At 54.8% G+C, this 26,954-nt stretch carries 33 protein-coding genes; 29 read left to right on the top strand and 4 right to left on the bottom strand.

What is annotated here, in order from left to right; genetic code table 11:
- A partial coding sequence (locus tag AC4PR2_RS23075; protein WP_492175534.1) for a DUF4942 domain-containing protein occupies positions 1 to 799 on the top strand: 799 nt, incomplete at its 5' end.
- Positions 800 to 1,133: 334 nt separating this feature from the next.
- Here AC4PR2_RS23075 and AC4PR2_RS23070 read toward each other — a convergent pair.
- Together AC4PR2_RS23070 and AC4PR2_RS23065 are read right to left on the bottom strand one after the other, a co-directional pair.
- A complete protein-coding gene (locus AC4PR2_RS23070) occupies positions 1,134 to 1,553 on the bottom strand; it encodes a cell envelope integrity TolA C-terminal domain-containing protein (protein WP_492175533.1) in 420 nt (139 codons plus the stop codon).
- Positions 1,554 to 1,556: 3 nt separating this feature from the next.
- Positions 1,557 to 2,024 carry a transglycosylase SLT domain-containing protein gene (locus tag AC4PR2_RS23065; RefSeq protein WP_492175532.1) on the bottom strand — a complete coding sequence of 156 codons (468 nt, stop codon included), beginning with the start codon at positions 2,022 to 2,024 and terminating at the stop codon, positions 1,557 to 1,559.
- Positions 2,025 to 2,443: 419 nt separating this feature from the next.
- On the opposite strand from AC4PR2_RS23065, the gene traM reads away from it, so the two are divergent.
- Positions 2,444 to 2,842: a conjugal transfer relaxosome DNA-binding protein TraM gene (gene traM, locus AC4PR2_RS23060; RefSeq protein WP_197763282.1), complete on the top strand. Its 399-nt coding sequence runs from the start codon at positions 2,444 to 2,446 to the stop codon at positions 2,840 to 2,842.
- 66 nt (positions 2,843 to 2,908) lie between these two features.
- On the opposite strand, the gene AC4PR2_RS23055 is transcribed toward traM, so the two are convergent.
- Positions 2,909 to 3,271: a helix-turn-helix domain-containing protein gene (locus AC4PR2_RS23055; RefSeq protein WP_197763283.1), complete on the bottom strand. Its 363-nt coding sequence runs from the start codon at positions 3,269 to 3,271 to the stop codon at positions 2,909 to 2,911.
- A 171-nt stretch (positions 3,272 to 3,442) separates the two neighbouring features.
- On the opposite strand from AC4PR2_RS23055, the gene AC4PR2_RS23050 reads away from it, so the two are divergent.
- Both AC4PR2_RS23050 and AC4PR2_RS23045 read left to right on the top strand, forming a co-directional pair.
- Entirely contained in the window at positions 3,443 to 4,039 is a 597-nt protein-coding gene (locus tag AC4PR2_RS23050) for a helix-turn-helix domain-containing protein (protein ID WP_042785942.1), read from the top strand.
- Positions 4,017 to 4,874 carry a queuosine precursor transporter gene (locus AC4PR2_RS23045; RefSeq protein ID WP_126502345.1) on the top strand — a complete coding sequence of 286 codons (858 nt, stop codon included), beginning with the start codon at positions 4,017 to 4,019 and terminating at the stop codon, positions 4,872 to 4,874. Before AC4PR2_RS23050 ends, AC4PR2_RS23045 begins: the two co-directional genes overlap by 23 nt.
- Positions 4,875 to 4,885: 11 nt before the next feature.
- Here the strand turns inward: AC4PR2_RS23045 and queC are convergent, their stop codons facing one another.
- Positions 4,886 to 5,587 (bottom strand): 7-cyano-7-deazaguanine synthase QueC, encoded by a 702-nt coding sequence (gene queC, locus AC4PR2_RS23040; RefSeq protein WP_277497148.1) that lies wholly within the window; start codon positions 5,585 to 5,587, stop codon positions 4,886 to 4,888.
- Positions 5,588 to 5,970: 383 nt separating this feature from the next.
- Here queC and traA point away from each other — a divergent pair, with 383 nt between their 5' ends.
- From traA to AC4PR2_RS22915, 25 genes are all read left to right on the top strand, one after another.
- Positions 5,971 to 6,333 carry a type IV conjugative transfer system pilin TraA gene (gene traA, locus AC4PR2_RS23035; RefSeq protein ID WP_042785940.1) on the top strand — a complete coding sequence of 121 codons (363 nt, stop codon included), beginning with the start codon at positions 5,971 to 5,973 and terminating at the stop codon, positions 6,331 to 6,333.
- An 11-nt stretch (positions 6,334 to 6,344) separates the two neighbouring features.
- Entirely contained in the window at positions 6,345 to 6,650 is a 306-nt protein-coding gene (gene traL / locus AC4PR2_RS23030) for a type IV conjugative transfer system protein TraL (RefSeq protein ID WP_042785939.1), read from the top strand.
- Between the two features lie 10 nt (positions 6,651 to 6,660).
- Positions 6,661 to 7,224: a type IV conjugative transfer system protein TraE gene (gene traE / locus AC4PR2_RS23025; RefSeq protein ID WP_147882578.1), complete on the top strand. Its 564-nt coding sequence runs from the start codon at positions 6,661 to 6,663 to the stop codon at positions 7,222 to 7,224.
- Complete coding sequence (gene traK / locus AC4PR2_RS23020) at positions 7,214 to 7,942, top strand: type-F conjugative transfer system secretin TraK (protein WP_171455197.1); 729 nt, start codon at positions 7,214 to 7,216, stop codon at positions 7,940 to 7,942. Before traE ends, traK begins: the two co-directional genes overlap by 11 nt.
- On the top strand, positions 7,942 to 9,336 hold the full coding sequence (gene traB, locus AC4PR2_RS23015; RefSeq protein WP_368462699.1) for an F-type conjugal transfer pilus assembly protein TraB: 1,395 nt from the start codon (positions 7,942 to 7,944) through the stop codon (positions 9,334 to 9,336). Before traK ends, traB begins: the two co-directional genes overlap by 1 nt.
- A complete protein-coding gene (locus tag AC4PR2_RS23010) occupies positions 9,336 to 9,932 on the top strand; it encodes a hypothetical protein (protein WP_492175531.1) in 597 nt (198 codons plus the stop codon). The genes traB and AC4PR2_RS23010 overlap by 1 nt, the downstream gene beginning before the upstream one ends.
- The gene (locus AC4PR2_RS23005) at positions 9,929 to 10,147 is read left to right on the top strand and encodes a hypothetical protein (protein ID WP_070914249.1); all 219 of its coding nucleotides are present in this window, start codon (positions 9,929 to 9,931) and stop codon (positions 10,145 to 10,147) included. The genes AC4PR2_RS23010 and AC4PR2_RS23005 overlap by 4 nt, the downstream gene beginning before the upstream one ends.
- Complete coding sequence (locus tag AC4PR2_RS23000; protein WP_171455194.1) at positions 10,144 to 10,530, top strand: hypothetical protein; 387 nt, start codon at positions 10,144 to 10,146, stop codon at positions 10,528 to 10,530. Before AC4PR2_RS23005 ends, AC4PR2_RS23000 begins: the two co-directional genes overlap by 4 nt.
- Before the next feature lie 9 nt (positions 10,531 to 10,539).
- A complete protein-coding gene (traV, locus tag AC4PR2_RS22995; RefSeq protein WP_492175530.1) occupies positions 10,540 to 11,094 on the top strand; it encodes a type IV conjugative transfer system lipoprotein TraV in 555 nt (184 codons plus the stop codon).
- Between the two features lie 13 nt (positions 11,095 to 11,107).
- On the top strand, positions 11,108 to 13,738 hold the full coding sequence (gene traC / locus AC4PR2_RS22990; protein WP_492175529.1) for a type IV secretion system protein TraC: 2,631 nt from the start codon (positions 11,108 to 11,110) through the stop codon (positions 13,736 to 13,738).
- Positions 13,735 to 14,154 carry a type-F conjugative transfer system protein TrbI gene (trbI, locus tag AC4PR2_RS22985; RefSeq protein ID WP_492175528.1) on the top strand — a complete coding sequence of 140 codons (420 nt, stop codon included), beginning with the start codon at positions 13,735 to 13,737 and terminating at the stop codon, positions 14,152 to 14,154. The genes traC and trbI overlap by 4 nt, the downstream gene beginning before the upstream one ends.
- On the top strand, positions 14,151 to 15,143 hold the full coding sequence (locus AC4PR2_RS22980; RefSeq protein ID WP_492175527.1) for a DsbA family protein: 993 nt from the start codon (positions 14,151 to 14,153) through the stop codon (positions 15,141 to 15,143). The genes trbI and AC4PR2_RS22980 overlap by 4 nt, the downstream gene beginning before the upstream one ends.
- Entirely contained in the window at positions 15,136 to 15,561 is a 426-nt protein-coding gene (locus AC4PR2_RS22975) for an HNH endonuclease (RefSeq protein ID WP_125835646.1), read from the top strand. Before AC4PR2_RS22980 ends, AC4PR2_RS22975 begins: the two co-directional genes overlap by 8 nt.
- Positions 15,554 to 16,207 carry a type-F conjugative transfer system protein TraW gene (gene traW, locus AC4PR2_RS22970; RefSeq protein WP_492175526.1) on the top strand — a complete coding sequence of 218 codons (654 nt, stop codon included), beginning with the start codon at positions 15,554 to 15,556 and terminating at the stop codon, positions 16,205 to 16,207. The genes AC4PR2_RS22975 and traW overlap by 8 nt, the downstream gene beginning before the upstream one ends.
- 11 nt (positions 16,208 to 16,218) lie before the next feature.
- Entirely contained in the window at positions 16,219 to 16,596 is a 378-nt protein-coding gene (locus tag AC4PR2_RS22965) for a hypothetical protein (RefSeq protein WP_492175525.1), read from the top strand.
- Positions 16,593 to 17,591, top strand: a complete 999-nt coding sequence (traU, locus tag AC4PR2_RS22960) for a conjugal transfer pilus assembly protein TraU (protein WP_492175524.1) — start codon at positions 16,593 to 16,595, stop codon at positions 17,589 to 17,591. Before AC4PR2_RS22965 ends, traU begins: the two co-directional genes overlap by 4 nt.
- A 10-nt stretch (positions 17,592 to 17,601) precedes the next feature.
- Entirely contained in the window at positions 17,602 to 18,276 is a 675-nt protein-coding gene (gene trbC, locus AC4PR2_RS22955; protein ID WP_492175523.1) for a type-F conjugative transfer system pilin assembly protein TrbC, read from the top strand.
- The gene (gene traN, locus AC4PR2_RS22950) at positions 18,273 to 20,177 is read left to right on the top strand and encodes a type-F conjugative transfer system mating-pair stabilization protein TraN (protein ID WP_492175522.1); all 1,905 of its coding nucleotides are present in this window, start codon (positions 18,273 to 18,275) and stop codon (positions 20,175 to 20,177) included. The genes trbC and traN overlap by 4 nt, the downstream gene beginning before the upstream one ends.
- 65 nt (positions 20,178 to 20,242) lie before the next feature.
- A complete protein-coding gene (gene traF / locus AC4PR2_RS22945; protein WP_492175535.1) occupies positions 20,243 to 20,968 on the top strand; it encodes a type-F conjugative transfer system pilin assembly protein TraF in 726 nt (241 codons plus the stop codon).
- Positions 20,969 to 20,978: 10 nt separating this feature from the next.
- Positions 20,979 to 21,293 (top strand): type-F conjugative transfer system pilin chaperone TraQ, encoded by a 315-nt coding sequence (locus tag AC4PR2_RS22940; RefSeq protein WP_171455187.1) that lies wholly within the window; start codon positions 20,979 to 20,981, stop codon positions 21,291 to 21,293.
- Positions 21,280 to 21,819, top strand: a complete 540-nt coding sequence (gene trbB, locus AC4PR2_RS22935) for a type-F conjugative transfer system pilin assembly thiol-disulfide isomerase TrbB (RefSeq protein WP_309155844.1) — start codon at positions 21,280 to 21,282, stop codon at positions 21,817 to 21,819. Before AC4PR2_RS22940 ends, trbB begins: the two co-directional genes overlap by 14 nt.
- A complete protein-coding gene (locus AC4PR2_RS22930; protein ID WP_492175521.1) occupies positions 21,812 to 22,225 on the top strand; it encodes a hypothetical protein in 414 nt (137 codons plus the stop codon). Before trbB ends, AC4PR2_RS22930 begins: the two co-directional genes overlap by 8 nt.
- Positions 22,222 to 23,589: a conjugal transfer pilus assembly protein TraH gene (gene traH, locus AC4PR2_RS22925; RefSeq protein ID WP_079450614.1), complete on the top strand. Its 1,368-nt coding sequence runs from the start codon at positions 22,222 to 22,224 to the stop codon at positions 23,587 to 23,589. The genes AC4PR2_RS22930 and traH overlap by 4 nt, the downstream gene beginning before the upstream one ends.
- Before the next feature lies 1 nt (position 23,590).
- Positions 23,591 to 26,422, top strand: coding sequence for a conjugal transfer mating-pair stabilization protein TraG (gene traG, locus AC4PR2_RS22920; protein ID WP_492175520.1), 2,832 nt, complete (start codon positions 23,591 to 23,593; stop codon positions 26,420 to 26,422).
- The gene (locus AC4PR2_RS22915; RefSeq protein ID WP_492175519.1) at positions 26,419 to 26,952 is read left to right on the top strand and encodes a hypothetical protein; all 534 of its coding nucleotides are present in this window, start codon (positions 26,419 to 26,421) and stop codon (positions 26,950 to 26,952) included. Before traG ends, AC4PR2_RS22915 begins: the two co-directional genes overlap by 4 nt.
- Positions 26,953 to 26,954 lie beyond the last annotated feature (2 nt).

The following is a 26,954-nucleotide window of genomic DNA, read 5'->3' as shown; positions in this document are numbered from 1 at the left end:
CGATGTCATTCCTTCGGCTGCGATTGATGTCATTATAGCTCAGCGAAATTTGGGGTTAACTGAACTGAAAGCGGCGGCGGAAAAACTCCACGCAGCACTCTCTATTTTGCGCGAGGCTGGCGGCCATAGCTATCAATTCGATGAATATGCAATTATTGAAAAACTTAAACGCAGCACAAATCTGAGCGATTTTAATCGCACAGCAGAAATCAACGTCGACCGCAGCATCTGGACGCGCCTGATGAATGAAACGGGGATGTTTACGCTGATGAGCCAAAAGCAGCGCGATAATTGGAATGAATCTCTGTATAGCGAGAAATGCCCCGCCGTGACGCTGGACAATGTACTGGCAACATTCGAGGCGTTAAATGCGACGAAAGCGCAAACGTTTGAGCAGGGTTTAATCGATGTGTTCCAACGGCTTTCGTGGGATTACAGGACGAATAACCCTTGCAGGCTTGGCAACAAAATCATAATCGACAGATTGGTTTCACGCTCCTACCGAGAAAGTTTTCGCGTTGAGGATCGAACAATTCAGGCGGTGGACGATCTGGCAAAAATATTTTTCATTCTGGATGGCAAAAGAGTGCCTGATATACGCGTCGGGGAGGGTGATCGATTTACAAACTTCTTTAACAGAGGGGAGGGGATCGGGCTGACATGTGAGTTAACCTATTTCACGATCAGAGCCTATGCCAAAGGAACGGGGCATATTGAGTTTAACCGGTTAGACCTGGTAGAGCGGATAAACGATATAATAGCGAAACGATTCCCGAATACTCTGCCGACCAGAGTATGAAATACAAGGCGGGGTTTCCCCGCCATTCCAAATGATTGCGGGCTGTTCCACTTTTTCCCCATTGAGGGGAAACGCGGAATTTCCCCCGCCCGCCCGTCAAAAACATAAATGTTTTTGACCCGTCCGCCCCCAGGGGCTCCCTTATTACCCTGACGTGTTCCACGTCAGATTGTGATTGATATACCATGCAGCAAACCTTATACACATCCCCACAGGCAATGTTATTTCACCTTGGCCCGGTGAAATAACCGCTCCCGTTCGTAACCGGTCAGGATAAACCGGTTACTCACTGGCTTTATTGCGTGTGGATATGTGCATAAGGAAAGTGTCATTTTTAAGGTTGGCCTTCCATGTTCCAGCGTGCTGAACCCATTACGTCAAAGACATGCTGATTAGCGAATGGCGGAAATTTTGCTCTCTTTGCTGCGGCCACTAACGCAGCACAATACTCAGCATCTCCGTCTTTTACTATTATGTTTTGCAGATCACCGTCAATGGTAAAGTCAATATGCATATTACAATGCTTGCCGTTCCATGAATGCTCGTTGATAAGAGCAGCGTCAATAGCTTTTTTAATACCAGCAGCCTGCTTACCAAAGATATCCTTGTCTGTGACTTTACCAGATTGATTATACGAGCATGAGTCTAATGCAGAGTTTTTGATACAATCAGTAGTTCTCAAAGGCTCACAGCCTGTTAGTATCAATGCTAATGTCATTAAACAAATTGACTCTGAAAGTTCTTTAAACTTCATAAATTAGTGCTTTGAAATGGATTGGTTGTTCTTACTGGCTTTTATCATCCGGTAAGTCTTTTCGATTTTGCTCGCATACGTGTAACGTCGTTGCGCCTGCTTTGGAGAGTCTTTGAACCCTGCATTATAAGCACCCACTGCCTGCCAGGTCGCTCCCCACTTCTTAAAGGCAATCGCAAGATAATAAGCACCAGTGTAGATGTTCATGCACGGGTCTTGCTTCAGGTGCCGTTCTGAAACACCTATCAATGAGAGTGAGTTAAAGTGCTGTGAGTCAATTTGCATTAACCCCACGCCGTAGCCTGTTGTAGGGTTTGGGCCGATAGCCACGGGATTAAAACGTGACTCGTTCCATGAGATGGCACGTAGAAGATCGGGATCGATGCGATAATCCCGACCTGCCATGTCAAAACAGTCAGCGATAGCGGCTGTTGAACTGAAGAGCATTAATGCTGCGATGAGGTTCTTCATGTTTTCCTTAAAATCCCTAGCCCTGGTGAAAATCTAGCCTTTTCGGGATCTCGAGTCAACAAATTCGCGCTCTTTTGGATAACATCATCACACCCCACGCAAAATTGTATTTTGCAGAATTATTATTTTAAAACAGTTGATTACGCGTTTTAAGTTATTGTTGTATTTTTACATGGCAAGAGATTAGAGTTGTAAAGGACTCTAACTAGAGTCGTTATTCGAGTTTATACACAACTCTATATAGAGTTATCACTAAATTTCATATAGATAAACAGACTCGACCCTAGAGGCGAGTTGTATGTTTTTGCTTTTATAGCTATCATTAGACTCGCAATTAGAGTCTGATTTGATTCGTGCATGCCAACTCAAAATACATACAGATTATCTGTCAGCTAATAATGTCATGGAGTAAAAATTATATGGCAAGAATTCAAGCATATGTCAGCAAGGAGGCGGTTGAAAAGATTCATGCAATTGTTGAACAGCGCCGTCAAGAAGGGGCTGCTGAAACTGAAGTAAGTACATCTAGTGTTATTTCTATGCTTCTTGAACTCGGTCTCAGAGTCTATGAGGCACAGATGGAAAGAAAAGATGACCCTTTTAATCAGACGGAGTTTAACAAAACTCTTTTGGAAAACGTATTGAAAACTCAACTTGCAATGGCAAAGGTTCTTGGTGCAAGTACTCTAGCTCCACATGTTGCAGATAAACCAAAACTTAATAACTATCAGCAGATCATTTCAGAAATAAACGAATCTGTTAATGATAAGTTAGAGAGATTTTTTATTGGTGTTGATTCAGATAGTACTAACGAATGAACTATCATCAATAACTTAATTACCTCATACCTCCTTTGGGAGTGAGGTAATTATGCTTGCTGATTTCTATTTGTTTAGACAGTCAATTATTTCAATTGCTAGTCGTTTGGCATCTTCAACTTTTTTAGCTAATTTCTTCTCTTCTATTACTGAACTGTAGAATTTATTTTTGGAGGGATTTGTTCTGTTTCTATGCATTTCAAGAAGATCTGTCGCTAAATCATCATCTATCGTATAGAAGTAATACTCTGGGTAATCCAATAAGTTGGCTATTTTTACTACTAAGCTGAAAGGTGGTTCTGTTCTGCCGACTTCGTAACTTGACAGTCTTGAGCTTGAATTGGCCCCTTGTATACCTACAAGTTCAGCTAACTGCTCCTGTGTATAACCACTTGATATTCTGGCATCTTTTAGTCTTTTTGGTATCATGGTCCCCTCCTTTATTATGATTTTACATAGTGTTAGGAGGTGAAAAATCCACATAATCAAGAACTGTTGATAATGTGTAGTTCATGCTGTGCTATGTTTATTTCATCATCTGATGTCTTTCATGTATCATCTTTTGACTAACCATCACTATTATTTGATCATGAGTATGCCATGAATAATACCGAGATAATAAAAAAGAATATAAATTACCTTCTTTCTTCGAGAAAGGAAACACAAGTTTCTTTGAGTGATGGTGCCGGTGTTAATCGAACTACTATATATAAGATCCTTGAAGGTAGGGTAGAGCGCGTTCAAGAAAATACTCTTCGAAAAGTAGCCGGATTCTTTGGTGTTTCATTTAAAGAAATTCAATCTGTTGATTTACAAGAAAAGGAGTTATCTAATAAGTTAGTAACCATCGATGGTAACATGAACCCGTTGGCGGTTCCGATTATTAAAGATACAACTATACTCTCAGCAGTAAATGCAAAAATTGGACGGTTAGTTATGTCGTCACCTATAACTTATTTCTTCGGTGAAGGTCCTAATGTAGTTGGAATACTTCTAACAAAAGAGATAAAAGGATACTATAATAAAGGTGATGTGATCATCGTTCGCCGTGAGGCTATCATTCATGAGGCAAATGTTCTTGTGGTTACTTCAAGCAAAAGTTTAAAGGTGATTGATGGTAGTTCGGCTCATTTAGTTGCTGAGGATGTTGTTGGTACAATAATCGAGGAAAGGTATGGAAGCGAATATAAAATATAAGCTAATTGGATTTGATATCCTCAATGGAAAAGCTAACGTTATGGTGTTGAACACTGGGCGGGTTATGTCAATGCCATACGAAAGACTACTATCTTCAGAGGTGATTGATGATTTTAACGCTAGAGAAGTGTCGGCGGTTTGTCGAAAAATATATAGCTCTGGTGAAAGTGTTAAAACTGAATATGAGTTTAAAGATAGAAATGAAAAGCAGTGGTTAACTTATGTTGCTTTTTGTTTGGTTATTAGTGTTTGTTATATATTTAGTAATATAGCTGCAGTCAAACCAGTTCACATACAATACTTTGATCTTATCATTACGCCTGGTACTTTTGTTTACCCGTTTACATTCTTAGTAGTAGATCTTCTGAATGAATTTTATGGATTTAGGCTGGCAAGAAAAGCCATCTATATGTGTGTTGTTGCTAATGCGGCAATATTAGGGTTGCTTTATGTTTCTCTGAAGTTACCTGTTATACCTGAATGGATATTCAATGGTCCATATAATAGCCTTATTAATCAAATACAATCAACATTTCTTGCATCAACTATAGCATTTCTTACCTCCGAGCTGGCTAATTCATATGTGCTTTGTAAAATCAAAGAACTGACTAATTCTCGCTACTTATATATAAGGATTCTGTCCAGTATATTCGTGGCCTCTGTTATAGATAGTGTTGTCTTTTGTTTCATAGCTTTCAGTGGTTTGATGACAAACGAACAAATAATAGGAATTATCGCCGTTCAAGTAATAATTAAGTTAGCGTATGCAATTGTTAATGTTTTTCCTGCGTATGGAGCAAGGTATCTATTTAATAAATACCTCACTCAAGAATAATATTTAATTAGTCATAAGGCCTGTTTTTTTTGCAGGCTTTTTTTTATTTCTTCTTTGTTTTGTACGTATTCATTAAACCCTCTCAATCGTAGAAAACATGCGTCGCATTTCCCACACCCAAAACTTTTAACTCCATTGTAACAAGTTAAAGTTTCATCTCTGATGAGTTCCAAACATCCCATATTGTCTGCTAATGCCCATGTTTCAGCTTTGTTTAATGACATTAGTGGCGTTACAAACTTGATATCTCTTCCTATTCCTAAACTTACTGCGTGGTTTAACGCTTTCACAAAAACATCACGGCAGTCCGGGTATCCTGAAAAATCAGTCTCACAAACACCTGTTATTACGTCTTTCGCATTTACTTGAAATGCATAGATGGCGGCAAGGGTAAGGAATACGATGTTTCTGCCAGGAACAAACGTTGATGGTATTCCATCCGAATCAGCATTTTTGTGCTCGGGCACTTCAATCTCATTTCTAGTCAAACTACTTATTGCTAACTCATTGATTACATTAACATCTAGAATTTTATGTGAGCTTACGTTTAGCTTCTTTGCAAGTTGCTCCGCTATTTTAATTTCTTCACTGTGGCGCTGGCCGTAGTCGAAGGTTAAACAGTGCACGGAGTCATACTCAGCGAGAGCCTTCACTAAGCATGTAGTCGAATCTTGACCTCCACTGAATACAACTACTGCTGTTTTTCCTGACATATAAACTCCTTATTATTCAATTCGATGAAATTAAAAAGCATCATATGGTGCGTTTTGTGTTGCTTTGTTGTTGGATGTATTCTACAGTTTCATTGTTTTAGTTCAATCAGTCAAACCATTGGTAGCTGTAGAAGGTCATCTCGTAGAGCAAATACATCACACTCACACCGCGAGATTAAGTTTTAATTTAATGATTTTTATTGTTTTTTTTGTGATTTGACTTCAAGTGGTTACATCAAAAACAGCTTATTTTTTATCAAAATATCTTTAATTTTCATAATGTAAGGGGGTGCTTCTAACTGTTCAAATAATCTCATTTCATACTAAGCCAAGGATGTTTCTCTATTGCATCCAAATATTTACCTCATTCAAGGATAATTTAAATGAATGCTTCATTAAGCGCTCAGGGCTCTTCTGTTGCCCAACGTCAGGGATTTTCACTTCGTAAGCTGTTTTCTCGGCAACGCGTCGTGAATTTCCTCAAGGTGATCCTGCCGTTTGCCGTACTGGCTTCGTTCTTCCCGGAAGTGGCTCTCGCCGCCGGCGGTAAGGACATGCTGCAATCCGGCGATGCCGATGTTAAGGCAACGGCAGGCTCCGGCTCCACCATGGTCAAATGGATCGTCCTGGTCGAAGTGCTGGTTGGTGCCGTGATGTATATGGCCACCAAGAACCTTAAATACCTCTCCGGCTTCATCGTGGTCTCTGTTCTGATCGCGGTGGGGATGAAAGTCGCCGGGTATTAATCGGGGGCGGTATGTCGGGAAACGATCTGAATAAATACCGTTTCCCGAAAACACTGAGAACACAAGACCGCTGGTTTGGGTTTTGTCTTGATGAATTAATCCCCGTGGCTATTACTGGCGGCTGGTTTATCTGGCAGCAGAAATATATCACGGGGATTATTTTGGCGGCGCTGGTGTTCTGGGCCATTCACAAAGCCAAAAAGGGGAAGGGCAGTAGCTGGCTGCGTGACCTTGCATATTGGTATTTACCGACCTCGCTCGGCAAAGGCGTCTACAAGGTGGTCCCTGAATCGTGTTTTCGGAAATGGATAAAATAGGCAGGCGATAATGGAACACTCAGCACGTCTCAACTCAAACCGTATTATTGCCATTGGCTTTATTGTCATGGCGCTGTTGATTGCTGCGCTGACGGTGGCCGTCATTATCATGGCTATCAACAACTATCGCCTGCAGAACGAAAAACAGGTGGTGGCAGTCCCCATGTTGTTCAAGGCGCCGTTCGGCGTCTCACAAAACAGCGCTGATGCATCGTATCTCGAGCAAATGGCGCTCTCCTTTGTCGCGTTACGTCTCAATGTGACCCCTGAGACGGTCAACGCCTCACATTCCACCCTGCTCATGATGGTCAAGCCGGCGGCGCAAAACGCTCTCAAAATCGTCCTGGCCGAAGAAGCCAACCGTATCCGAGCCAGCAACGTCAATGCGGCTTTCTTCCAGACCAGCGTGAAAGTCTACCCCGCCCAGGGGCGTGTTGATATTCGCGGTGAGCTGCGTACCTGGATCGGTGACAGCGCCCCGGAAAAAGCCCTCAAGCATTACTCCCTTTATATCGATCGCAGCGAGGGTGTGACCTGGCTGGCCAAGTTCGTCGAGGTAAACGATGAAAACTAAACGTCGCTATGCGCTGATGGCTGTCGCTCTGACGGCCTGCTTCGGTGCCCAGGCCGGCACGGTGGATGCGCCGGTCACTATCCCGCTGCAGAACGGCAGTCAGGCACATGTTTCACTCAGCAACAGCGAACCCAACCTGTTCAACGTCCCCGGCGATCGCGTGACGTTCGTCAGCGGCGTGGATGAAAGCCTGGTGAATTATGAGCCGGCGGCCAACGGGGGGCTGGTGCTGAGTACGCTCAATAAAAAACCGTTCAGTTTTGTTATCGAAACCGAGCGGGGTATGAACTATTCCATTCGCGCCGTACCGCGTGCCGGTGTCGGCCGCACGTTCTCACTGGTGGGGGAGAGCCAGGGCGTTTCTGTTGCCGCCAAAGGCTGGGAAGAGGGGCAGCCCTACGAGTCCATGCTGGTCTCGCTCAACAAGTCATTGATGGAGGGCCGGTTGCCGTCCGGCTATGGGCAGATGCCGGTCACGCGGGAAGCGCTGTCCGCGCCTTACGGTTTGCGTGCGCAGGCGCAGCAGGTCTGGACAGGGCATCACCTGAAGGTGGTTCGCTTTGAGGTCAGCAATCCGGGCAGCGCCAGCCAGTGGGTCAACGAACACGACTTCTGGCAACGGGGTGTGCGGGCGGTGATGTTCGCTACGCCTACCCGGCAGATTATCGGCGGCGGTCGCATGAGCGTGTGGATCACCTTGTCCGAGGGAGGCCGCTGATGGCGAACATCAATGTGCTGGTCAAGCGCAAGCAATATCTCTGGCTGGGCGCGGTCGCGCTGGCGGTCGCCGCGGCCATCGGCGGCGGTTACTACTTCTCGCAGGATGCGGAGCTGGAGACACAGCAACTTGCCGAACCGGCTCCCGACCTGACCGGGGTGGTCGACAATACCTTTGACGATCGCGTGCAGCAGCATGCCATCACCCAGACGCAGGCCGCGCAGGCCGAGATCAACAAGCAGTTTACCGCCCTGCGTCAGGAAATCGACCTGCTGAACAAATCGCGTCTGGAAGATCAGAAACGCATGCAGGTGCTGGAAGACGAAAACAACAAGCTTAAACAGTTTGGCGGACCAGGGGCGCAAACAACACCAGGGAACCCGGCCCCCGGTTCCGCCGCCTCCTTACCGCCGCTGGTTAACGGCGTGACGCCCGAGGGCGAGCCGATGCCGACACAGTTCCCGCCGGCAGCGGGCGGCGCGGTTCCGCCGCCGACGGCGTTCTATCCGGGCAAGGGCGTCACACCGCCACCGAGCGTTGACTACAAGCCTATCCCGGTGCCCGGCCGTCTCTATCGCAAGTCACTGGTGCCGCCGGAGACCGGCCCCCGGAAAAAGAAGTACCCCTACATTCCGACCGGCAGCTTCGCCAAATCCATCCTGATTGAGGGAGCGGATGCCAACGCCTCGGTGACCGGGAACACGGCCACGGTGCCGATGCAGGTACGGGTGACCGGCCGGATCGAGATGCCGAACAGCAAGACCTATGACGCCACCGGCTGTTTTATCAGCATGGAGGCCTATGGCGACGTCTCCAGCGAACGCGCCATCGTGCGCACCCGCAAAATCAGCTGCATTCGCGGTGACGACATTATCGATCAGGACATCGACGGCCACGTTTCCTTTATGGGCAAGAACGGTGTCAAGGGCGAGGTGGTGATGCGCAACGGCAAGATCCTCGGCTTTGCCTGGGGCGCCGGGTTCCTTGACGGGTTGGGCGAGGGTGCCGGCCGGGCGGCGCAGCCGACCGTTGGTCTTGGGGCAACGGCCAGCATGGGCGCCGGCGATATTGCCAAATCGGCCATCGGCGGGGGGGCCAGCAAAGCCGCCTCGACGCTCAGCGACTACTACATCAAGCGGGCTGAGCAGTATCACCCGGTGATTCCGATCGGCGCCGGTAACGAAGTTACGGTGGTGTTCCAGGAAGGCTTCCAGATGAAAACCATCGAGGAAGTGGCGGCGGAAAAAGAGAGCCGTCAGCAGGGGCAGACCGAAGGGAGCGACCAGCCCAAATCCGGGCAGAGCCTGAACGGGTTCAACACCGATCAGATGCTGAACCACCTCGGCAAGCTTGATCCGGCTCAGTTCGGAATCGGTAAAGGGAGTGGCCAGTGATGGACATTAAAGAGCAGAAGTCCACGTTGAAGGCGTTATTGCATCTGTCAGAAGTTTATTCGCGGTTTGGAAACATTCCACATTTCAGCGTCGTGGGCTGGTTGGTGATGGGGGCTGTCATCGCGGTGGTGGAGTGGTTTTGGTTTTCATTGGGCGGTGGGTTGCTCTCTGGGATGCTGATATTTGCTCTGATTTTAATTGTGCATTGGGAGCTTACCCGGCTCACCCGCTCCTCTGTCTTGCAGGAAATATCGCGGTTGTTGGCGCGTTATCCAGCCCGGCTGCAATACGAATACCAGTCGTTACTCCGGGATATTGGCGCAGGGACGCCAGTACTTCCAGCGGCGATAAGCGGCTTTCACGACAGAGTCCTTATCCAAATATGGGGTTGTAAGTTGAGAGACTGGGCTTATGAGGAATATGCCCTTCTGGGACATGGATGCACGCAGAACTCACATGACGCTGTGGGGCAGTCAAATGAGGCTCATGCCGATGCCGCAAACCCGCTTCTTGAGAATACCCACCACAAGGTGGTGGCGTTCCGCAAACCCGGCTCCGTTCAACAGGAAGATGAAGATAAGGAGACAGACCAATGAATAACAACGACAAACCCACTATCTGGTATTTCGATGACTTTCCCTTCATGGGTGTCGCTTCTGCAGAAATCGGGAACCGTGTCGTCTGCGGCCGAACCGGTGCGGGGAAAACGACGCTGATGCAGTCCATCGTGGATAAATACAGCGCGGATGCCGTGCGGCAGGGCATTTCTATTGCACCGACACCGCCTTCTGAGGATGAGGCCAAATCATGACCGAACGAAAAATGACGGGGCTATATGTCTTTTTATTGCTGGCCTGGTGGGGCGGCTGGCTTGCGCTCGATATGTGGCGCATTGAGCACCTGCTGACAGATGCCGACAAGTGGGCCGGCTTTCGGCGTGACATTCTCTGGTGTGCGGGGTCGGCGGCGCTCTCTTTATTTTTCTTAATGACGGGTACCAACAAAAAATCATCTGCTTACGCACTGTCGGTATGCCTGGCACTGATAGTGCCCATCTCAGTCGCAATCGTTGCCGGGAGCTCTTTCATTCACTGGGGATTTGATGTCCCGATGTTCTTGATGATGCATACGTGCGCCGGATGGGTAATGACCCTCGTTGTACCGTTAATGACTTTTTTCTCGGCCAGGTTTTAAGGAGACTTTATGAAAACGCACATCATGAAATCACTGCTTTTACTCCCCGCCCTGGGTGGCGTGCTGCTGCTGGCCGGTTGTGCCGGCGTCAGCAGCGAGTTCGGCTGTAACGCCACCACCTCTGACAGCTGCATGACCATGGAGCAGGCCAACGAGAAAGCCAAGTCGCTGGAAGAGGGCAGCGAAGCAAAGCCGGCTGCGGCCGCATTGCCTCGCCTGGCTGACGGCGACTTTGCGGCTGTGGGGCGAGATACCGGCCCCGTTCCTGTATCAGTCGGCAGCACTTCCCGTTTGTTGCCTCGTCAGAGGGCCGCATCCCCGGCGCCGGTGGTTCCGGCGTATCCGGCGATTGCGGCGCCGTCCGCCATCGTGACGACCGTCAGTACCTGCACGTTGCCGCGCTGTGCCGGTGTCGGCAGCACCCGACCGGCACGTCAGGCTGAACAGACCGCACAGTTGTGGATTGCACCCTGGATTGACAGTCAGGACGTCTATCACCAACCGGGCAAGGTGCTGTTCGTGGTTAAACCCGCCGTCTGGGGGCAGCCCCAGTCCGTGTACTGACAGGGAGCCGTAAATGAATTTGCTCGACAAGGTCACCCATACCGCCAACAGCCTGCTGTCGGCGCTGAAGATGCCGGATGAAGCTTCTGCCGCCAACAAGGTGTTGGGTGACATGAACTTTCCCCAGCTGAGCAGCGTGCTGCCCTATCGCGACTACGACGAAGAGAGCGGGCTGTTCATCAATGCCGGCTCCATCGGCTTTGTGCTGGAAGCGCTGCCGCTGGCCGGCGCCAACGAGCAGGTGGTTCTGACGCTCGAAAGTCTGCTGCGCACCAAGTTGCCGCGTGGGATCGCGCTGTCTGTTCACCTGATGGCCAGCAAGCGCGTCGGCGATTTGGTGGAGTCCGGCCTGCGTGACTTCTCCTGGTCGGGCAAGGACGCGGATAAATTCAACGCCATCACACGTGCCTACTACCTGATGGCGGCGGCAGACCGGTTTTCTCTGCCACCGGGCGTCGATATGCCGCTGACGCTGCGCAACTACCGAGTGTTCATCTCCTACTGCGTCAAGAGCAAGCGCCACAACAAGGCGCTCATCACCGAGCTGGAGAACCTGGTCAAGGTGCTGCGTGCGTCGCTGATGGGGGCAAAAATCCCGACCCAGTCGCTGAACGCCGCGGACTTTATCAACGTCGTGGGTGAAATCATCAACCACGATCCGAACCAGCTGTACAACAAGCCGCGCAAACTCGACCCGCTGAAAGACCTGAACTTCCAGTGCATCGACAACGGATTTGGCATGGACGTGTATCCTGACTGCGTCAAAATCAACCTGCGTGATGCCGGCAGCAAGAAAGGCAGCGTGGCGCGGGTGATGAATTTCCAGCTCGAGCAGAACCCGGAGATGGCCTTCCTGTGGAACACCGCCGACAACTACGGCAACCTGCTGTATCCCGAACTGTCGATCGCCACGCCGTTCATTATTACGCTGACGCTGGTCGTTGAAGAGCAGACCAAAACCTCTTTCGAGGCGAACCGCAAGTACATCGATCTGGAGAAAAAATCCCGCACTTCCTACGCCAAGTTCTTCCCCGGCACGCTGGAGGAGATGAAGGAGTGGGGCGATCTGCGCCAGAGTCTGGCGTCCAACCAGACGGCGATCGTTTCCTTCTTCTATAACGTGACGGTGTTTTGCGAAGACAACGACAGCGTGGCGCTGCGCTGTGAACAGGACGTCATCAACAGCTACCGCAAGAACGGTTTCGACCTGATATCGCCGCGCTTCAAGCAGCACTGGAATTTCCTGGCCTGCCTGCCGTTTATGGCCGAACACGGCGTCTTCCAGGATTTGGCGATGCACGGTGCGGTGCATCGCGCCAAGACCCTGAACGTGGTCAACCTGATGCCGATCGTCGCCGACAACCGTCTGGCGCCGTCCGGCCTGCTGGCGCCCACCTACCGCAACCAGCTGGCGTTTATCGACATCTACTCCGAGGTGATGCGCAACACCAACTACAACATGGCGGTGGCCGGGACGTCAGGCGCGGGTAAAACCGGCCTGATCCAGCCGATGCTGCGCAGCGTGCTGGATACCGGTGGTGCCGCCTGGGTGTTCGACATGGGCGATGGTTACAAGAGCCTGTGCGAAAACATGGGCGGGGTTTACATCGACGCACAGACGCTGAAGTTCAACCCGTTCGCCAACGTGAAGGACATCAACCTGTCGGCGACGCAGATCGCCAACCTGATTTCGGTGATGGCCAGCCCCGACGGCAACCTGGACGAAGTTCATGAGAGCTTGCTGGAGATGGCGGTGAAGGCAGCCTGGCTGAGCAAGCAAAAGAATGCCCGTATCGATGATGTGCGTGACTTTCTGCGCGACGCGATGGATGAGGAGGTCTATCGCGATTCGCCGACCATCCGCAACCGCCTGCATGAAATGACCATCCTGCTGGATAAATACTGCTCCGACGGCACCTATGGTGAGTTCTTCAACTCCGACGAACCGTCGCTGCGCGATGACGTCAACATGGTGGTGCTGGAGATGGGCGGCCTGAAAAACCGCCCTGATCTGCTGGTTGCGGTGATGTTCTCGCTGATGATCTACATCGAGGGGCGGATGTACCAGACATCGCGTCAGAGCAAGAAGCTGTGCGTTATCGACGAGGGCTGGAAGCTGCTCAACTTCAAGAACGCCAAAGCGGGCGAGTTTATCGAAGAGGGTTACCGTACCGCGCGCCGTCACCGCGGGGCGTACATCACCATTACCCAGAATATCAAGGACTTTGACTCGGACACCGCCAGCTCGGCCGCGAAAGCCGCCTGGGGCAACTCCTCCTACAAGATCATCCTGATGCAGGACGCCTCCGAGTTCAAAACCTATCTGCAGAAAAACCCGGACAATTTCACTCAGCTGCAGCAGGACATGATCGGGAAGTTCGAGTCGGCCAAAGACCAGTGGTTCAGCTCCTTCATGCTGATGGTCTCCGGCAAGGTCAGCTGGCACCGCCTGTTTGTCGATCCGCTGAGCCGCGCAATGTACTCCTCCCAGGGCCAGGACTTCGAGTTCATGCAGGCCCGGCGCGAACAGGGGGTATCGGTGCATGACGCCGTGTATGAGCTGGCGCACCGCAACTTTGGCGAGGAGATGGCGCGCATCGAGCGCTGGGTGGAAGAAAACTACACAGGGAGGGCGGCCGCATGACACTGCCTGCCATTATCACGCCGCCAAACAGCCCGGCACAGAAACGCGCCATTGCGCTGTGGGGTACGGTCTGCGTACTGATTGCCGTTCTGCTCAGCGTGGGGGCCACGCTGTGGCTGCTGCAGCGTCAGCCGGCGATCGTCACCTTCGACATGAAACAGACTATGGAGGCGTTCTACGAGAGCGCCGCCAAGCAATCCCTGCCGCCGGAGCGCAGCAAGCTGCTGGCCGAACGGTTTACCGGCGCGCTGCAAACCAGCATCACGCAATACCAGCAGCGCAACAACGTGATCATCCTGGTCTCGCCGGCGGTAGTGGGCGGTGCCAGGGACGTGACGCGCGAGCTGCAGCGGGATATTGCTGCCCGAATGCAGCGAGGCAATACCGTCAGTGTTGATAAGGATAATCAGCCATGAATCGAAATACCCGAGATATTATGAAAAAGCGTCGAAATCGCATAAATACGGTGTTTTTTCTGGCTGCTATTGCTCTCTTCCCTGTGACTGCCGCCATTGTTGCCCTTCAATTCTTACCGGCGAAGAACAAGCAGCCAGCGGCCGCGACGTCGACGCCCCCCCAAGTTCACTGGGAGACACCTCGACTGCGTGGCATCGATTATCCGCCGACGTTACCGTCCGTTAACGCCTTACCCGAGCCGAGTCCAGCGTTTACTCCGGCGCAGCAGGAGGCCATCGGCCCGCTTGCCCGCGACTATCTGCTGGCGCACCCGGACATCCTGCTGCAGATGAGCGAGAAGCTGGAGGCGCAGCAACAGACCGCGGCCAATCGCACGGTGCAAACCGCGTTGACCACGCAGCCGGAACTGCAGGCGACGTTATTGCGCGATCCGGCGACGCCGGTTGTGCATCCTGACGGCGGCGTGACTGTGGTGCAGTTCTTCGATTATCAGTGCATCTGGTGCGCGCGTATGGCGCCGGTGGTGGCTGACTTTGTGCGTGACAATCCCGATGTACGCTTTGTTTTCAAGGAGTTCCCCATTTTTGGCAGCCGCTGGCCGATGTCGGTGCAGGCAGCACGTACCGGCCTGACGCTGTGGCAACTCAAGGGCGGTGAGGCCTATCTGGCCTACCACAATGCGGTCTTTGCCTCCGGTGAGAACGAAGGGCGGTTGTCGCAACCCACGCTTAATGCGGCACTCCTGGCGGCCGGCGCCGCGCCGATGACCGTACTGCCCGAGACGGAGAAAACGCTGCTGGCCACGCGTGAACTGGCCCAGCAGCTGAACATCAGCGGCACCCCCGCCTTTATCGTTATGCCGACCCGTGATGCGCGGGCGGATCAGGTGACGCCGCTGTACGGCGCCGTCGATGTGAAGGCGCTGCAGGCCGCTGTTGCGCAGGCAAAACAAGTGGATATTCCCTCACAGGCGGTGCCGCATGGCTAAATTGACCAAAGCACAACGCGCGGTATTGCGTGAGAAGTTTGGCGGCCGATGCGCCTACTGCGGTTGTGAACTGCCGGAGAAAGGCTGGCATGCCGATCACCTCGAGCCGGTGATGCGAGAATCCGAGCAGGACATGGCTGCCGCCGAAAAGGGTCTGTTCAAACTGAAAGCGACCGGCAAGGTTTTGCATGAAAGCCGCGATGCAATCGAGAACCTCAACCCGGCGTGCGCCCCGTGCAACCTGTTCAAAACGACTTTCAGCCTCGAGACGTTCCGCGAGCAGATAGCGGCGCAAGCTGAACGCGCGCGGGCTTACAGCGTCAATTTCCGCACTGCCGAGCGCTTCGGGTTGATTGAAGTCAAACCCGCGCCCGTCGTGTTTTGGTTCGAACGGTATCAGGAGGCAGAGCGTGGCTAAGCCTTTACGTAAAAGCCTGCTGATAGCGGTGCTCGGACTTTCTCAGCTTACGAGCATGGCGGTGGCCAAAGACTTCGGCACCTGGGGCGACCTGTACCCGGTGGCCGAGCCGGACATGCTGCAGACCATTCACGAACGGCTGACCGAATTGCAGCGCAGCGGCCGTTGGGATGAGGAAATGACGGCGTTCAAAGAGCGCACCGTGAAGCACAGCCAGCGGCCTGAGCCGGTCGCCGGCATCGGAAAAACCGAGCGCTATGCCGAACGCTTCTTCGACCCGAGCGTGCAGCTCTCTTCTGACCTGAAAGACGACAAGGGGCGAGTCTTTGCCCGCAAGGGCGACGTTATCAACCCGCTGACCACCGTGCCGTTCGCGCAGACGCTGTATTTCATCGACGGTGACGATCCGCAGCAGGTTGCCTGGATGAAGGCGCAGCAGCCGGAGACCCTGATGGTGAAGGTTATTCTGGTCAACGGCGACATTCCCAAGACATCTGCCGCGCTCGACAGCCGTATCTACTTCGACCAGGGCGGGGCGCTGTCGCGCCGGTTCGGGCTGACGACGGTGCCGGCGCGCATCACGGCGGCGCCGAGCGGCCTGCGGCTGCGTATCGAATCCATTCCTGCCGCCGGCAGCGCGAACTGAAGGGGACCAGTATGTTTGTGACACGTAAACGTTTTATTGCGACCGAGAATCAGCTGCAGAGCTGTCGCCAATTGCTGGCCGCGCGCCACGGCGAGTTGATGGCCATCCGCCAGGCGGCGTCGGCAAAGGGTGGGATCTACAAATGCATTCTCGAGTGCCGTGAGGTAGCCCACGAGCTGCGTGAACAGCTGCCTGCCGATCGGGAAGGTCGCACCCCTTATTTGTTCGACAAGCTGGCGCTTATCGACAGTCTGCTGAGCACCCTGGCGGCGTTATTACCGCCGCAGGATGAGGCACGTCCCACCGCCCGGTTGGTTGCCGCCGGTGATGTGCAAGAGATTTACCGGGGAACGCAGTGGGCGGCGCATTGCCAGGAGCGTCGCGCATGACCCGGTGCTGGCTCTCGGCATTGCTGGTCGTGGCAGGCCTGTTTTCGGCACCGTCACAGGCGGCGGATGCGGCCTGTCAGGGGCGCTTTGTTAACCCGATCACCGATATCTGCTGGCGCTGCATCTTCCCGCTCTCGATTGGGAGCATTCCGGTCGGGAAAGGGGATTTGCCGGATACCAGCAATCCGGGCAGCCCTATCCAGTTCTGCCCCATGCCGCCGCCGATTTTTCAGCGTATCGGGATGGCGATGGGGTACTGGGAGCCGATGGCCATGACTGACGTGACCCGTTCGCCGGGCTGCATGGTCAACCTGGGCGGTTTCAGCATCAACCTCGGCAAGATTGGCACCGGCACCGGCGGCAGCAGTGGCAAGGGGGACGTGACCACCGCGTTCTATCACGTCCACTGGTACAAGTATCCGCTGACCTACTGGCTGAACATCATCACCTCCGCGGGCTGCCTGCAGGGTGGGGACATGGATATCGCCTACCTGTCGGAAATCGATCCGACCTGGGTCGACAGCAGCCTGACCACCATTCTCAACCCGGAGGCGGTGGTCTTTGCCAATCCGCTGGCGCAGGGCGCCTGCGCGGCCGACGCCATTGCCAGCGGCTTCCATCTGCCGCTCGACGCATTGTTCTGGTGCGCCGGCAGTCAGGGGTCGATGTATCCGTTCAACGGTTGGGTGGCCAAGGAAATCAGTCCGCTGCAGTCGTCGGTGCTGGTCTCGGAAAAGATGGCGTTCAAGCTGCACCGCCAGGGGCAAATCATGGAGTCCATCGGCAAAGACCGGGCGGTCTGCTTCGAGTACCCATCGCCGATCATGCCGAAGGAGCGCTGGCGTTATCAGATGGTGAACATGTACCCGGACAGCGCCCGCTGTCACCCGATGGGGCGCAGCGTGATGCGCTGGGAGGTGGGCCACAACTCGCCGGCCAGCAAGAAGAACTTCGGCTACGTCATGTGGCGCAAGCGCAACTGCGTCTTTTTATAAGGAGAAGGTCATGACGACATACAGCAAGGCGACAGGGCTGCTGACAGTGCTCCTGACCGGGGCAACCGTACCGATGATCGCTGTCGGGCAAACGGCGGCAGATCCTGTTGCTACCGCACAGCAGCAGGCGACCGTCCAGGTGGACAGCAACCGGGCATGGCTGCGCGAGCAGGAAAAGCGCTCGGCTGACTTGCACCAAAACACCCCGGTGCCGGAGTTCCTGCGTAATCAACCGCCGCGTTCGCTGGCCCAGGACGACCAGTCCTTTATTGACCAGCTGGCAGCGAAACAGCGTCAGGACGCCGCCGAGCAACCGGCCGAAGGGGCGCTGTACTTCGTGTCCTTCGCTATTCCCGAGGAGGGAATGCGCCGCATGCTGCAAGAGGCGCGTCGCTTCGGCATTCCAGCTACGTTGCGCGGCATGGTGAATGGCGACATGCGCGAAACGGTGCAGCGGGTGCAAAAACTGGTGGAAGCGGGCGGCATCGACGGCGTGCAAATCGACCCGCAGCCCTACAGCCAGTTCGGCATCACCGCCGTGCCAGCGTTGGTCGTGCGCTGCGCGGCCGGCTTCGATGTGGTGCGCGGCAACCTGCTGATGGCGCAGGCGCTGAAGAAGGTCGCCAAGGACGGCGACTGCGCCGCCACGGCTCAGGCGCTGCTGGACAAGGAGAGCGGAAAATGACCCACCTGGTGAAATCTCTGCCCGGTCTGCTGGCGACACATGCCCTGGTGCTGGGGACGTTTATCTTCGCCACCGGCGATTGCCGGGCGGAAGGTGATGACGTGTTCCAGACCGGCAGCGAGTTTGCCAAACAGGTCGCCGGTCAGGGCACAGGGACGCTGCAGAACACCAACCCGGCCAACGTGCTGCCGAACTACACCGATAACCCGAAAGAAAAAGGCTATTACGGTGGCGTCACAGCCGGGGATGCCAACAATCTCAAGACCGACGGCGGCACGGCCTGGGGCCAGACCGAGGTCGGGCAGGCGGTGACCGATTCGGTGCTCAAGAACCCCAAGGAGCCGATTTCACACGATGCGCCCTTTATCCAGGCCGGCAAGGAGATTGAAGGCAAGGCCGAGAGCATCGTCGGCAAGACCGGCCCGGACTGCAAGGCCGAGCAGGTAACCCGCAGTGAGTTCACCCGGCACGTGTGCGAGCGTGATACGGCGGTGATGCGTACCTGCGAGCGCGCCACCGACATCGGTGGCCACTATGAGACCCGCTATGAAGACCGTAACGCACACATCGATAAATCGATGATCCGTTGGTGGAAAGAAGGCAACCGCATTCACGGCACCTTTACCGCACCGTTTACCGGCAAGCTCACTACGGGGTCGATATACCTCGAGCTGCAGGACGATCTGCACAGCTATGGCGTGCCGCTGGCCTTTTCACTGCTGGGGAATGAGGTGCGCTATGGCCGTCAGGACTGGGGCAGCCGGCCGCTGAACGTCGGTAACGTCACGCTCACGCAGGGGCAGCAGGTCGATATATTCCTCACCATGGACCCTGGTGGCCACCTGGATACCTTTCTGGATGCGATGGTCAGGCAGCTGAGCGGCGGCGGGGGCGGCTCGCCGATGGTGTTCTACGTGAAGTTCGACGGCAGTTCGTCGGTGCAGGTCTGGGTGCCGACCACGTCGACGCCGGCCGACTGTCCACTGGCGCAGGAGGCCGGGGCGGTGAAGGTCAATACCGTTTGCAGTGAGCCGGGCGGCGAGAGAACCGTTACGGTCAACGGCCAGACCTACCCGGTGTGGGCCAGCTGCTGGCGCTTTACCGACACCTATCGGCTGCAGGAGGCCGGCCAGGGCAGCTGCGAAGCCTATGCCAACAATCCGGCCTGCACTATCGCCACGCACGGCTGTGCCTTCTCCGATGAGTATGGCCAGTGCCTGCACGAGAACGTGACCTACTCCTGCGAAACCCGCACCACCGGGAATGTGATGTTGTGCGGCGGCCAAATGTACTGCCTGGACGGGGAGTGCGACAAGGCGCAAAAGGGCACCCAGGGTAACGATTTTGCGCACGCCGTTTCCGAACTGGCCGCGGTGGCGGCCGCCGGCAAGGACGTGGCGGCGCTGAACGGTATCGATGTGCGCGCCTTCACCGGCAAGGGGCAGTCCTGCCGCAAGGCGTTTGCCGGCTTTAGCGACTGCTGCAAGGACTCCGGGTGGGGTAACAGCGTCGGGCTGGCGCACTGCGACAGCGAAGAGAAGGCGCTGGGCAAGGCGAAAGAGAACAAATTGACCGTCAGCGTCGGCGAATACTGCAGCAAGAAAGTGCTGGGTGTCTGCCTGCAGAAGAAGCGCAGCTACTGCCAGTTCGACAGCAAGCTGGCGCAGATTGTTCAGCAGCAGGGGCGCGCGTGGCAGCTGGGTATCGGCTTTGGCGACGCAAAATCACCGGACTGCCGGGGTATTACCGTAGATGAGTTGCAGCGCATCAACTTCGACCAGCTGGACTTCGCCAATTTCTATGAAGACCTGATGAAGAACCAGAAGGTGCCAGAAGACGCGGCCCTGCTGGAAAAGGTGAAGAAGCAAATTGCAGATCGCATGACGGAGGCAGCCAAGTGAAAACGCGCGGGACTTCAAATTTCAATTTGGCGGCACGCGGGTTGGCCAACCGCAGGGCGGCAGCGTTGTTGGGTCTGAGCCTGCTGGGCGCGGCGTTGAGCGCGCAGGCCGGCGGCTGGCAGTGGTATGAGCGGGAGGCCAAACCCGCTGACGAGGATATGCCACCGCAGGCTGCAGCCCCGGCCGCTCCGGCCGGCGCACTGCAAAAACTGCAGCTGCTGCAGCAGTCGCTCAAGGAGCGGCTGGCAGACGCCATCCTGTACCCCAGCACCGAGAACTTCGTGAAGTTCTTCCAGATGCAAAACTACTTCACCCAGCAGGCGGGGCTGTTTGAGCGCTCTGCGCAGCGCGCGTTTTTAGCGCACCCTGAGCTGGATTACAACCTGAAGCACAGCCACTACAACGGCACGGTGAAAAGCCAGCTGGCCGCCGATTTTGCCGCGCAGCGCGAGGCCATCGGCAAAATGGCGCAGCAGTACGGGCTGATGCTGTTCTATCGCGGCGCCGAGCCGATCGACGGTCAGCTGGTGAGCGTGGTGAAGGGCTTTCGGGACAGCTACGGGCTGTCGGTGGTGCCGGTGACTATCGACGGGGTGGTCAACCCTGCGATGCCGGAGAGCCGGCGCGATGCGGGACAGTCACAACGGCTGGGCATCCGCCACTTCCCGGCACTGGTGCTGGTTGACCCGCGCAGCGGCGCGGTCAAGCCGCTGGCCTATGGCTTTATCAGCCAGGACGATTTGGCCAAACAGTTCCTGAACGTCTTTACCGACTTCAAACCCAATTATTAAGGAGCGTTGAATGCGTAAATTTAAATTCCCTGACATCGACGCGACCGGCGGTTGGGTCGCGGCCTTCGGGATCTGGTTCCATATCGTCGCCGGCCTGGTGCACCGGGCGCCGGACATGGCGGTGACGCTGGCCGAGTTTATCGCGCTCACCCTGACGGTGTGCGGCGGCTACAAAATTCTCGATGAGCTGGCGCGCGTCCCCAAACGCCAGCGCGAGGAGGCGGAAAAACAGGCCTATATCGCGGCACATCGTGAACAGTCGCCGTCGCCGGCGACCACAGACGAACAGCACGGGGCCGGGGAGGTGCAGAATGCGGATCGTTAACATCGCCTGGCTGGCGCTGCTGTTAACCGGGCTGGCACATGGCTCCACGATTGATGAGATAGCGGCGCTGCAGAAAAACGCCGGCGTCAATCTGGCGCAATCAGCGACGTCCGTCCCCGCTCCGCGGCCGGCTGCAGCGCCACGCTGGTTTACGCTCAGCAACGGCGCGCGCGTCAACCTCAATGACTGGAAGGTGGTGCTGTTTATGCAGGGGCATTGCCCGTACTGCCACCAGTTTGATCCGCTGCTGAAATCGCTGTCGGAGCGGGTCGGCTTTTCCGTGTTCGCCTACACCTTCGACGGCCAGGGCGATGCCACGTTTCCGGAGGCCATCCCGGCGCCGCCGGAGGTGATGCGCACCTTCTTCCCCGGCCTGCCGGTGGCCTCGCCGACAACGTTTTTGGTGAACGTCAATACGCTGGCGACCTACCCGATGATCCAGGGGGCCAGCGACGAGCGCGGCTTTATGGCGCGTCTGGATACCGTGTTACAGGAAGCGACATTAAGAGGAGACCATCGTGAATAAATCAGAGCGTCACATCATTACTGTTGAGCAGGGCGCAGTGTCTCCCGAACAGCGTATTGCCAGCGCGCGTGCGGAATACAAGCGCGAGAGCGCGCGGCTTATGATTTTTCTTCATCTGACGGTGCTGTTTTTTGTGGCGGCCGTCGCGCTCTGGATGGTCAGCCACTGGTGGTTTGGGCATGCATTTGTCAAAGAGTACGCTGCGGACACTCGTGAGTTTCATATGATGACTATGTGGAACGTACTGATGTACTTCATGCCTGGCATGTTTGCCGCGCTGTCCGCCGGGTGCCTCGCGGTCGCACTGGTCTTTGAGAGTCTGGGGCTGTTTAGCCTTTATACCACCCTGCTGTGGCAAAAGTGCTGCATGTACCGCCAGTCTCGCCTGCGCCGGGAGGGTGTATGAAGTTACGTGCTCTCTTTATCGGCCTTACACTGGGGCTGGTGACCGTTGCACCGGCCGTGGCCGACATGAACAGTGACATGAACCAGTTTTTTGACAAGCTGGGGTTTGCGTCCAACACCACGGCACCGGCGGTCTGGCAGGGGCAGGCGGCCGGGTATATCTCGGGCGGGTCGATTTACGCCCGCACCGGCGTGAAGCAAATACAGCTGATCTCGATGTCGTTGCCGGATATCAATGCCGGCTGCGGCGGCATCGATGCGTACCTGGGCGCGTTCAGCTTTATCAACGGCGAGCAGCTGCAGCGCTTCACCAAACAGATCATGTCCAACGCCGCCGGCTACTTCTTCGATCTGGCCTTGCAGACCACCGTGCCGGAGCTGAAAGACGCCAAAGACTTCATCCAGAAAATGGCCAGCGACATCAACAGCATGAACATGAGCAGCTGCCAGGCGGCGCAGGGCATTGTCGGCGGGCTGTTCCCGCGCACGCAGGTCTCTCAGCAGAAGGTCTGCCAGGACATTGCCGGCGAATCCAACATTTTCGCCGACTGGGCTGCCTCGCGGCAGGGCTGCACGGTGGGGGGCAAAGGTGACTCGGTGCGTGACCGGGCAGGAGAGAAGGATAAGGAGCGTATCTCCAAGAACATCAACATCATGTGGGATGCGTTATCCAAAAACAGGATGTTCGACGGCAACAAGGAGCTGAAGGAGTTCGTGATGACGCTGACCGGCTCGCTGGTGTTCGGCCCCAACGGGGAAATCACGCCGCTGCCGCCACGCACTACCGATCAGAGCATTATCAAGGCGCTGATGGAAGGCGGCGCGGCCCGCGTTTATCACTGCAACGACAGCGACAAGTGCCTGAAGGTGGTGGCCGACAGCACCACGACGATAAGTCCGGACAATGCCCTGAAAGGGCAAATCAAAAAAATGCTGTTCAGCATCGAGAGCAAGGCGCGCAACGACGAGCGGCTGACGGATGCGGAGAAAGGCCTGATTTCCAGCACGCATGTGCCGTTGCTGACTTACCTGACCGACCCGCAAATGCTCGGCGTGTCCAGCGCGATGGTGCACCAACTGGCCGACTACGTGGGGTACGACATCCTGATGCAGTACCTGCAGGAGCTGATGGGCGGCGCGCGCGCCATGCTGGCGACCGGGAACTACCCGGAGGCCACCGTTGAGCAAATCAACAACAACTTCACGCAGGCCGGGCAGCTTATCGCCTCCCTGCAATCGCGCGTTCAGGTGCAGACTGATGCCCTGCTGGTCGTCGAGCAGCAGATGCGTTACATGCGCCAGCAGGTGTCGGCACGCCTGCTGACGCGTTACCAGAACAACTACCAGTTCGGGGAGGCGCAGTAACATGACGGAAATCTATGTCATCGGCGGATCGGAGTGGCTGGCGCAGAACCTTAACGCGGTCGCGGCCTTTATGCAGACGGATACCTGGGACTGGATACGGAATTTTGCGGTGGCTGTCAGCGTGCTGGTGCTGGCCGCGCGGTATACCGCCCGTCGCGACCTGATGGATATCCTGGGCTGGGTGTTTGTGCTGGTGTTCTCCTCGGCGTTGCTGACCAAGGCGCAGCCGGTGCAAATCATCGATCTGTCCAATCAGCGTTCGATTCAGCGGGTGGCCAATGTGCCGTTGGGGATTGTGCTGCCGGCAACCATCATCACCCGCATCGGTTACGCCATGGTACTGGGTTACGAAATGGTGTTCAGCCAGCCGGATGCTGTGACCTACAGCAAAACCGGCATGCTGTTCGGCTCCTCACTGGTGTCCCGAAGCACCGACTTCACCGCCCAGAACCCGGAGCTGGCCAACCTGTTTGCCGACTATGTACAGAACTGTGTGGTGGGCGACATGCTGCTCAATCACAAGTACAGCTTTGAGGAGCTGATGCATTCCGAAGATCCGTATGCGCTGATCTTCCGCCAGCCGAGTCCGCTTCGCGGTGTGTTCAACAAGGACGGCCGTTTCCAGACCTGTGAAGAAGCCGCGATGCCGCTGAAGAACATGCTGGGTCTGGAAGCGAAAACCGGCAGTCCGACCTACAACTATTATGCGCGGCGCATTCTTGGGGGGCGTCCCGATCGCGATCTGCTGTTCGGGCAACTGCTGGGGAACAGCTACCAGTATTTTTACCAGAACCAGAAGACGGCCAGCGATATCATCAAGCAGAACATCGTCATGAACGGCCTGCGCAGCGGCATCATGAGCTACTCGGCGCGCAGCGGTGACACGGCGGGCATGCTTAACATCGCCAGCACGTCGGCCATCGAGAAGCAGCGTCTGTCCCAGGCGACGCTCGGGCAGGTGATGATGCGCTCCTTGCCGCTGCTGCAGGTCATCCTGATCGGCATGATGATGGGGATGTTCCCCATTCTGGTGGTGATCGGCATGGTTAACCAGGGCAAGGAAGTGGCCAAAGCCTATGTGTTCGGCTGGCTGTGGGTGATGAGCTGGCCGCTGTTGTACGCCATTCTCAACAGCGCGATGGCCTTTTATGCCCAGAAGGCCGGCTCGCCCGTGGTGCTGAGCAACCTGTCCACGGTGAAGCTGAACTACTCGGATCTGGCCAATACCGCCGGCTATATCTCCGGCATGATCCCGTTTATCTCCTGGTATATCGCCAAAGGGCTGGGGCAGGGGCTGATGAGCGTCAGCCACAGCATGACCGGCGCCTACCAGAGTTCGGCGGCGTCGGCGGCGATGAGCGTGTCGGATGCCAACTACAGCTTCAACAACATGCAAACCGACAACGTGCAGGGTAACACCTGGGATACCAACAGCAGCGTGCGTACCGGCCAGATGACCGCGCAACTGCCGACCGGCGGCACGCAGACCCGCACGGGCGATGGCAGCAGCGTCTGGGATGCGAGCGGCGCGATGTCCAAACTGCCGGTAGATATCGGCGTAACTAAGCAGATTGCGACCGCGCAGCAGGAAATGGCGCGGGAAGCCGAGACCCAGGCGCAGACATCCATGCAGGGCTTCAACAGCAATATCAGCAGCGCCTGGACGCAGCTGTCGCAGTTTACCGGCCAACGTGGCAGCAGCGACAGCATGACCCACGGTGCCGACACGGCGCAAAACAGCCAGTCCAGCATCGCGGCGCACAAAATGGCGAGCGCGGTAGAAAGCTATGCCAAGGCCAACAATGTCAGCAAAGAGCAGGCAACGCAGGAGTTGGCCGCTAAGTCTGTCGATGCAACCGCAGGTTTTGAATCAAGGATTGGCGCTCGAGGTTCTGCCGGTGTGAGAGTATTTGGTAATGGGGCAACGATAGAGGGTTATGCTGGATTTAACGCAGGCATCAAGGGCTCTGACACCGATTCGCACTCAGCCAGCAGTAGCACGCGCGGCAGCCAGGATGCGCGTCACGACCAGAGTTCTCAGGCTGTTTCCGACTTTAAGGAAGGGATGGACTACCTGACCAGCCAGCGTACCAGTCAGTCCGGCAGTCATACGGATAACAATGCGGACTCGCGCATTGATCAGCTTTCTTCGTCCTTGTCGGGTGCCAAGAGCAGCTACGAACAATACAGCAGTGCACATACCCGCAGCCAGGAACTGTCGCAGCAGGCTTCTCGTACCGAGAGTCTCAGCGGTGATATGCGCGAGAACCTGAGCCAGCAGTTTGCGCAGTACGTGATGGACAAGGCGCCAAACGATGCCGGCAACATTTTGACCGGCCAATCGCAGGACGCCGTTGCCGCGCGTCAGTCGCTTGCACGTGATTTTGTGCGTGAACAGGTGGCGCCGCAGGTGGATGCGCAATATCAGTCCAGCAGCAGTTCGCTTGGCGCAGGGATGGGGTCTGTTGGTGGCGGAGGCGCCGGCCAGGATATTCAGGCTGATTATAACAATCACCAGAGTGCGGTTGAAAACAGAACCTCGCAAGCCGGAATACGTAATGATGTCGGATCTCAGGTTAATGGCATGATTGAAAACAATCATGCTCAACAGCAAGAAACGCAAGGCCAGATCTCGGCTAATCAACAACAGGTCAGTATCCAAAGGGATGCGCTTCAGGAAAATCACTCCACTGCGCAGGCCAAACAGTACAAGGCTTATGCGGATGAGAAGCAACGCCAAGATGCGGCGCCGGGTGCTGAATCGCAAGATGAATTAACGAAACGCGCAATCAACATGCAAGAAAAATTCAATAAAGAACGGGGTGGGAAATGACAATTACGCACAATACAGTGAAAGAAGAAGCTGAAATGTTGAAGTCAATTGTAGATAGCGGTGATATAAAAATCCCGGATTTTTGGGCTTGTGCTTGGCCAGGATTCACTTTTGTCCTGTGGTTAGCTGTTTGGCCTGCATTTACTTTTGGTTTATTCACTACGCCAAGTGAAGGTACTTTGCTTGCAATGGGTTTTGGTGCGTTTTTTGGGTTTATTATCAGTATCGGTATTTTTAATACTCGCAGCCTTTATTTATCGTTACCAGAGCCATTTCGAAAAAAGTCGAAAGTAATTGCGATGATTAATAATAAGGTGATGGCTTACCTTTCTGTTTTTATTGTAATAAATGTGATGGCGGGTTTGATGTCAGAAAACAGCAAAGCAGGGGCTTTGCAATACCTTTTCCCAACAGTTGTTTCATTTTGCATTTTGGCGTTTATTTTTTCTGCTGATATAGGTCGCTATCGTCTTTCAGCATTTACCGCCGCTCTGGAGCTTATTAAATCCCGCAAACAGGGAGGTGAGTAACG

Source organism: Serratia sp. A07 (assembly GCF_058725505.1).
This window is presented reverse-complemented; position numbering and strand designations above follow the sequence as displayed.

Bases quoted from the DNA above. Each gene is read 5' to 3' on its own strand.
- traV (WP_492175530.1), top strand. From the start codon at position 10,540: ATGAAAACGCACATCATGAAATCACTGCTTTTACTCCCCGCCCTGGGT.
- AC4PR2_RS22980 (WP_492175527.1), top strand. From the start codon at position 14,151: ATGAATCGAAATACCCGAGATATTATGAAAAAGCGTCGAAATCGCATA.
- trbC (WP_492175523.1), top strand. From the start codon at position 17,602: ATGACGACATACAGCAAGGCGACAGGGCTGCTGACAGTGCTCCTGACC.
- traG (WP_492175520.1), top strand. From the start codon at position 23,591: ATGACGGAAATCTATGTCATCGGCGGATCGGAGTGGCTGGCGCAGAAC.
- AC4PR2_RS23000 (WP_171455194.1), top strand. From the start codon at position 10,144: ATGACCGAACGAAAAATGACGGGGCTATATGTCTTTTTATTGCTGGCC.
- AC4PR2_RS22940 (WP_171455187.1), top strand. From the start codon at position 20,979: ATGCGTAAATTTAAATTCCCTGACATCGACGCGACCGGCGGTTGGGTC.
- AC4PR2_RS23055 (WP_197763283.1), bottom strand. From the start codon at position 3,271: ATGATACCAAAAAGACTAAAAGATGCCAGAATATCAAGTGGTTATACA.
- traU (WP_492175524.1), top strand. From the start codon at position 16,593: ATGACCCGGTGCTGGCTCTCGGCATTGCTGGTCGTGGCAGGCCTGTTT.
- AC4PR2_RS22965 (WP_492175525.1), top strand. From the start codon at position 16,219: ATGTTTGTGACACGTAAACGTTTTATTGCGACCGAGAATCAGCTGCAG.
- AC4PR2_RS22915 (WP_492175519.1), top strand. From the start codon at position 26,419: ATGACAATTACGCACAATACAGTGAAAGAAGAAGCTGAAATGTTGAAG.
- trbB (WP_309155844.1), top strand. From the start codon at position 21,280: ATGCGGATCGTTAACATCGCCTGGCTGGCGCTGCTGTTAACCGGGCTG.
- queC (WP_277497148.1), bottom strand. From the start codon at position 5,587: ATGTCAGGAAAAACAGCAGTAGTTGTATTCAGTGGAGGTCAAGATTCG.
- AC4PR2_RS23045 (WP_126502345.1), top strand. From the start codon at position 4,017: ATGGAAGCGAATATAAAATATAAGCTAATTGGATTTGATATCCTCAAT.
- traC (WP_492175529.1), top strand. From the start codon at position 11,108: ATGAATTTGCTCGACAAGGTCACCCATACCGCCAACAGCCTGCTGTCG.
- AC4PR2_RS23065 (WP_492175532.1), bottom strand. From the start codon at position 2,024: ATGAAGAACCTCATCGCAGCATTAATGCTCTTCAGTTCAACAGCCGCT.
- traK (WP_171455197.1), top strand. From the start codon at position 7,214: ATGAAAACTAAACGTCGCTATGCGCTGATGGCTGTCGCTCTGACGGCC.
- traA (WP_042785940.1), top strand. From the start codon at position 5,971: ATGAATGCTTCATTAAGCGCTCAGGGCTCTTCTGTTGCCCAACGTCAG.
- AC4PR2_RS23070 (WP_492175533.1), bottom strand. From the start codon at position 1,553: ATGAAGTTTAAAGAACTTTCAGAGTCAATTTGTTTAATGACATTAGCA.
- trbI (WP_492175528.1), top strand. From the start codon at position 13,735: ATGACACTGCCTGCCATTATCACGCCGCCAAACAGCCCGGCACAGAAA.
- traH (WP_079450614.1), top strand. From the start codon at position 22,222: ATGAAGTTACGTGCTCTCTTTATCGGCCTTACACTGGGGCTGGTGACC.
- traB (WP_368462699.1), top strand. From the start codon at position 7,942: ATGGCGAACATCAATGTGCTGGTCAAGCGCAAGCAATATCTCTGGCTG.
- traN (WP_492175522.1), top strand. From the start codon at position 18,273: ATGACCCACCTGGTGAAATCTCTGCCCGGTCTGCTGGCGACACATGCC.
- AC4PR2_RS23050 (WP_042785942.1), top strand. From the start codon at position 3,443: ATGAATAATACCGAGATAATAAAAAAGAATATAAATTACCTTCTTTCT.
- traM (WP_197763282.1), top strand. From the start codon at position 2,444: ATGGCAAGAATTCAAGCATATGTCAGCAAGGAGGCGGTTGAAAAGATT.
- AC4PR2_RS22975 (WP_125835646.1), top strand. From the start codon at position 15,136: ATGGCTAAATTGACCAAAGCACAACGCGCGGTATTGCGTGAGAAGTTT.
- traE (WP_147882578.1), top strand. From the start codon at position 6,661: ATGGAACACTCAGCACGTCTCAACTCAAACCGTATTATTGCCATTGGC.
- AC4PR2_RS23010 (WP_492175531.1), top strand. From the start codon at position 9,336: ATGGACATTAAAGAGCAGAAGTCCACGTTGAAGGCGTTATTGCATCTG.
- AC4PR2_RS23005 (WP_070914249.1), top strand. From the start codon at position 9,929: ATGAATAACAACGACAAACCCACTATCTGGTATTTCGATGACTTTCCC.
- traL (WP_042785939.1), top strand. From the start codon at position 6,345: ATGTCGGGAAACGATCTGAATAAATACCGTTTCCCGAAAACACTGAGA.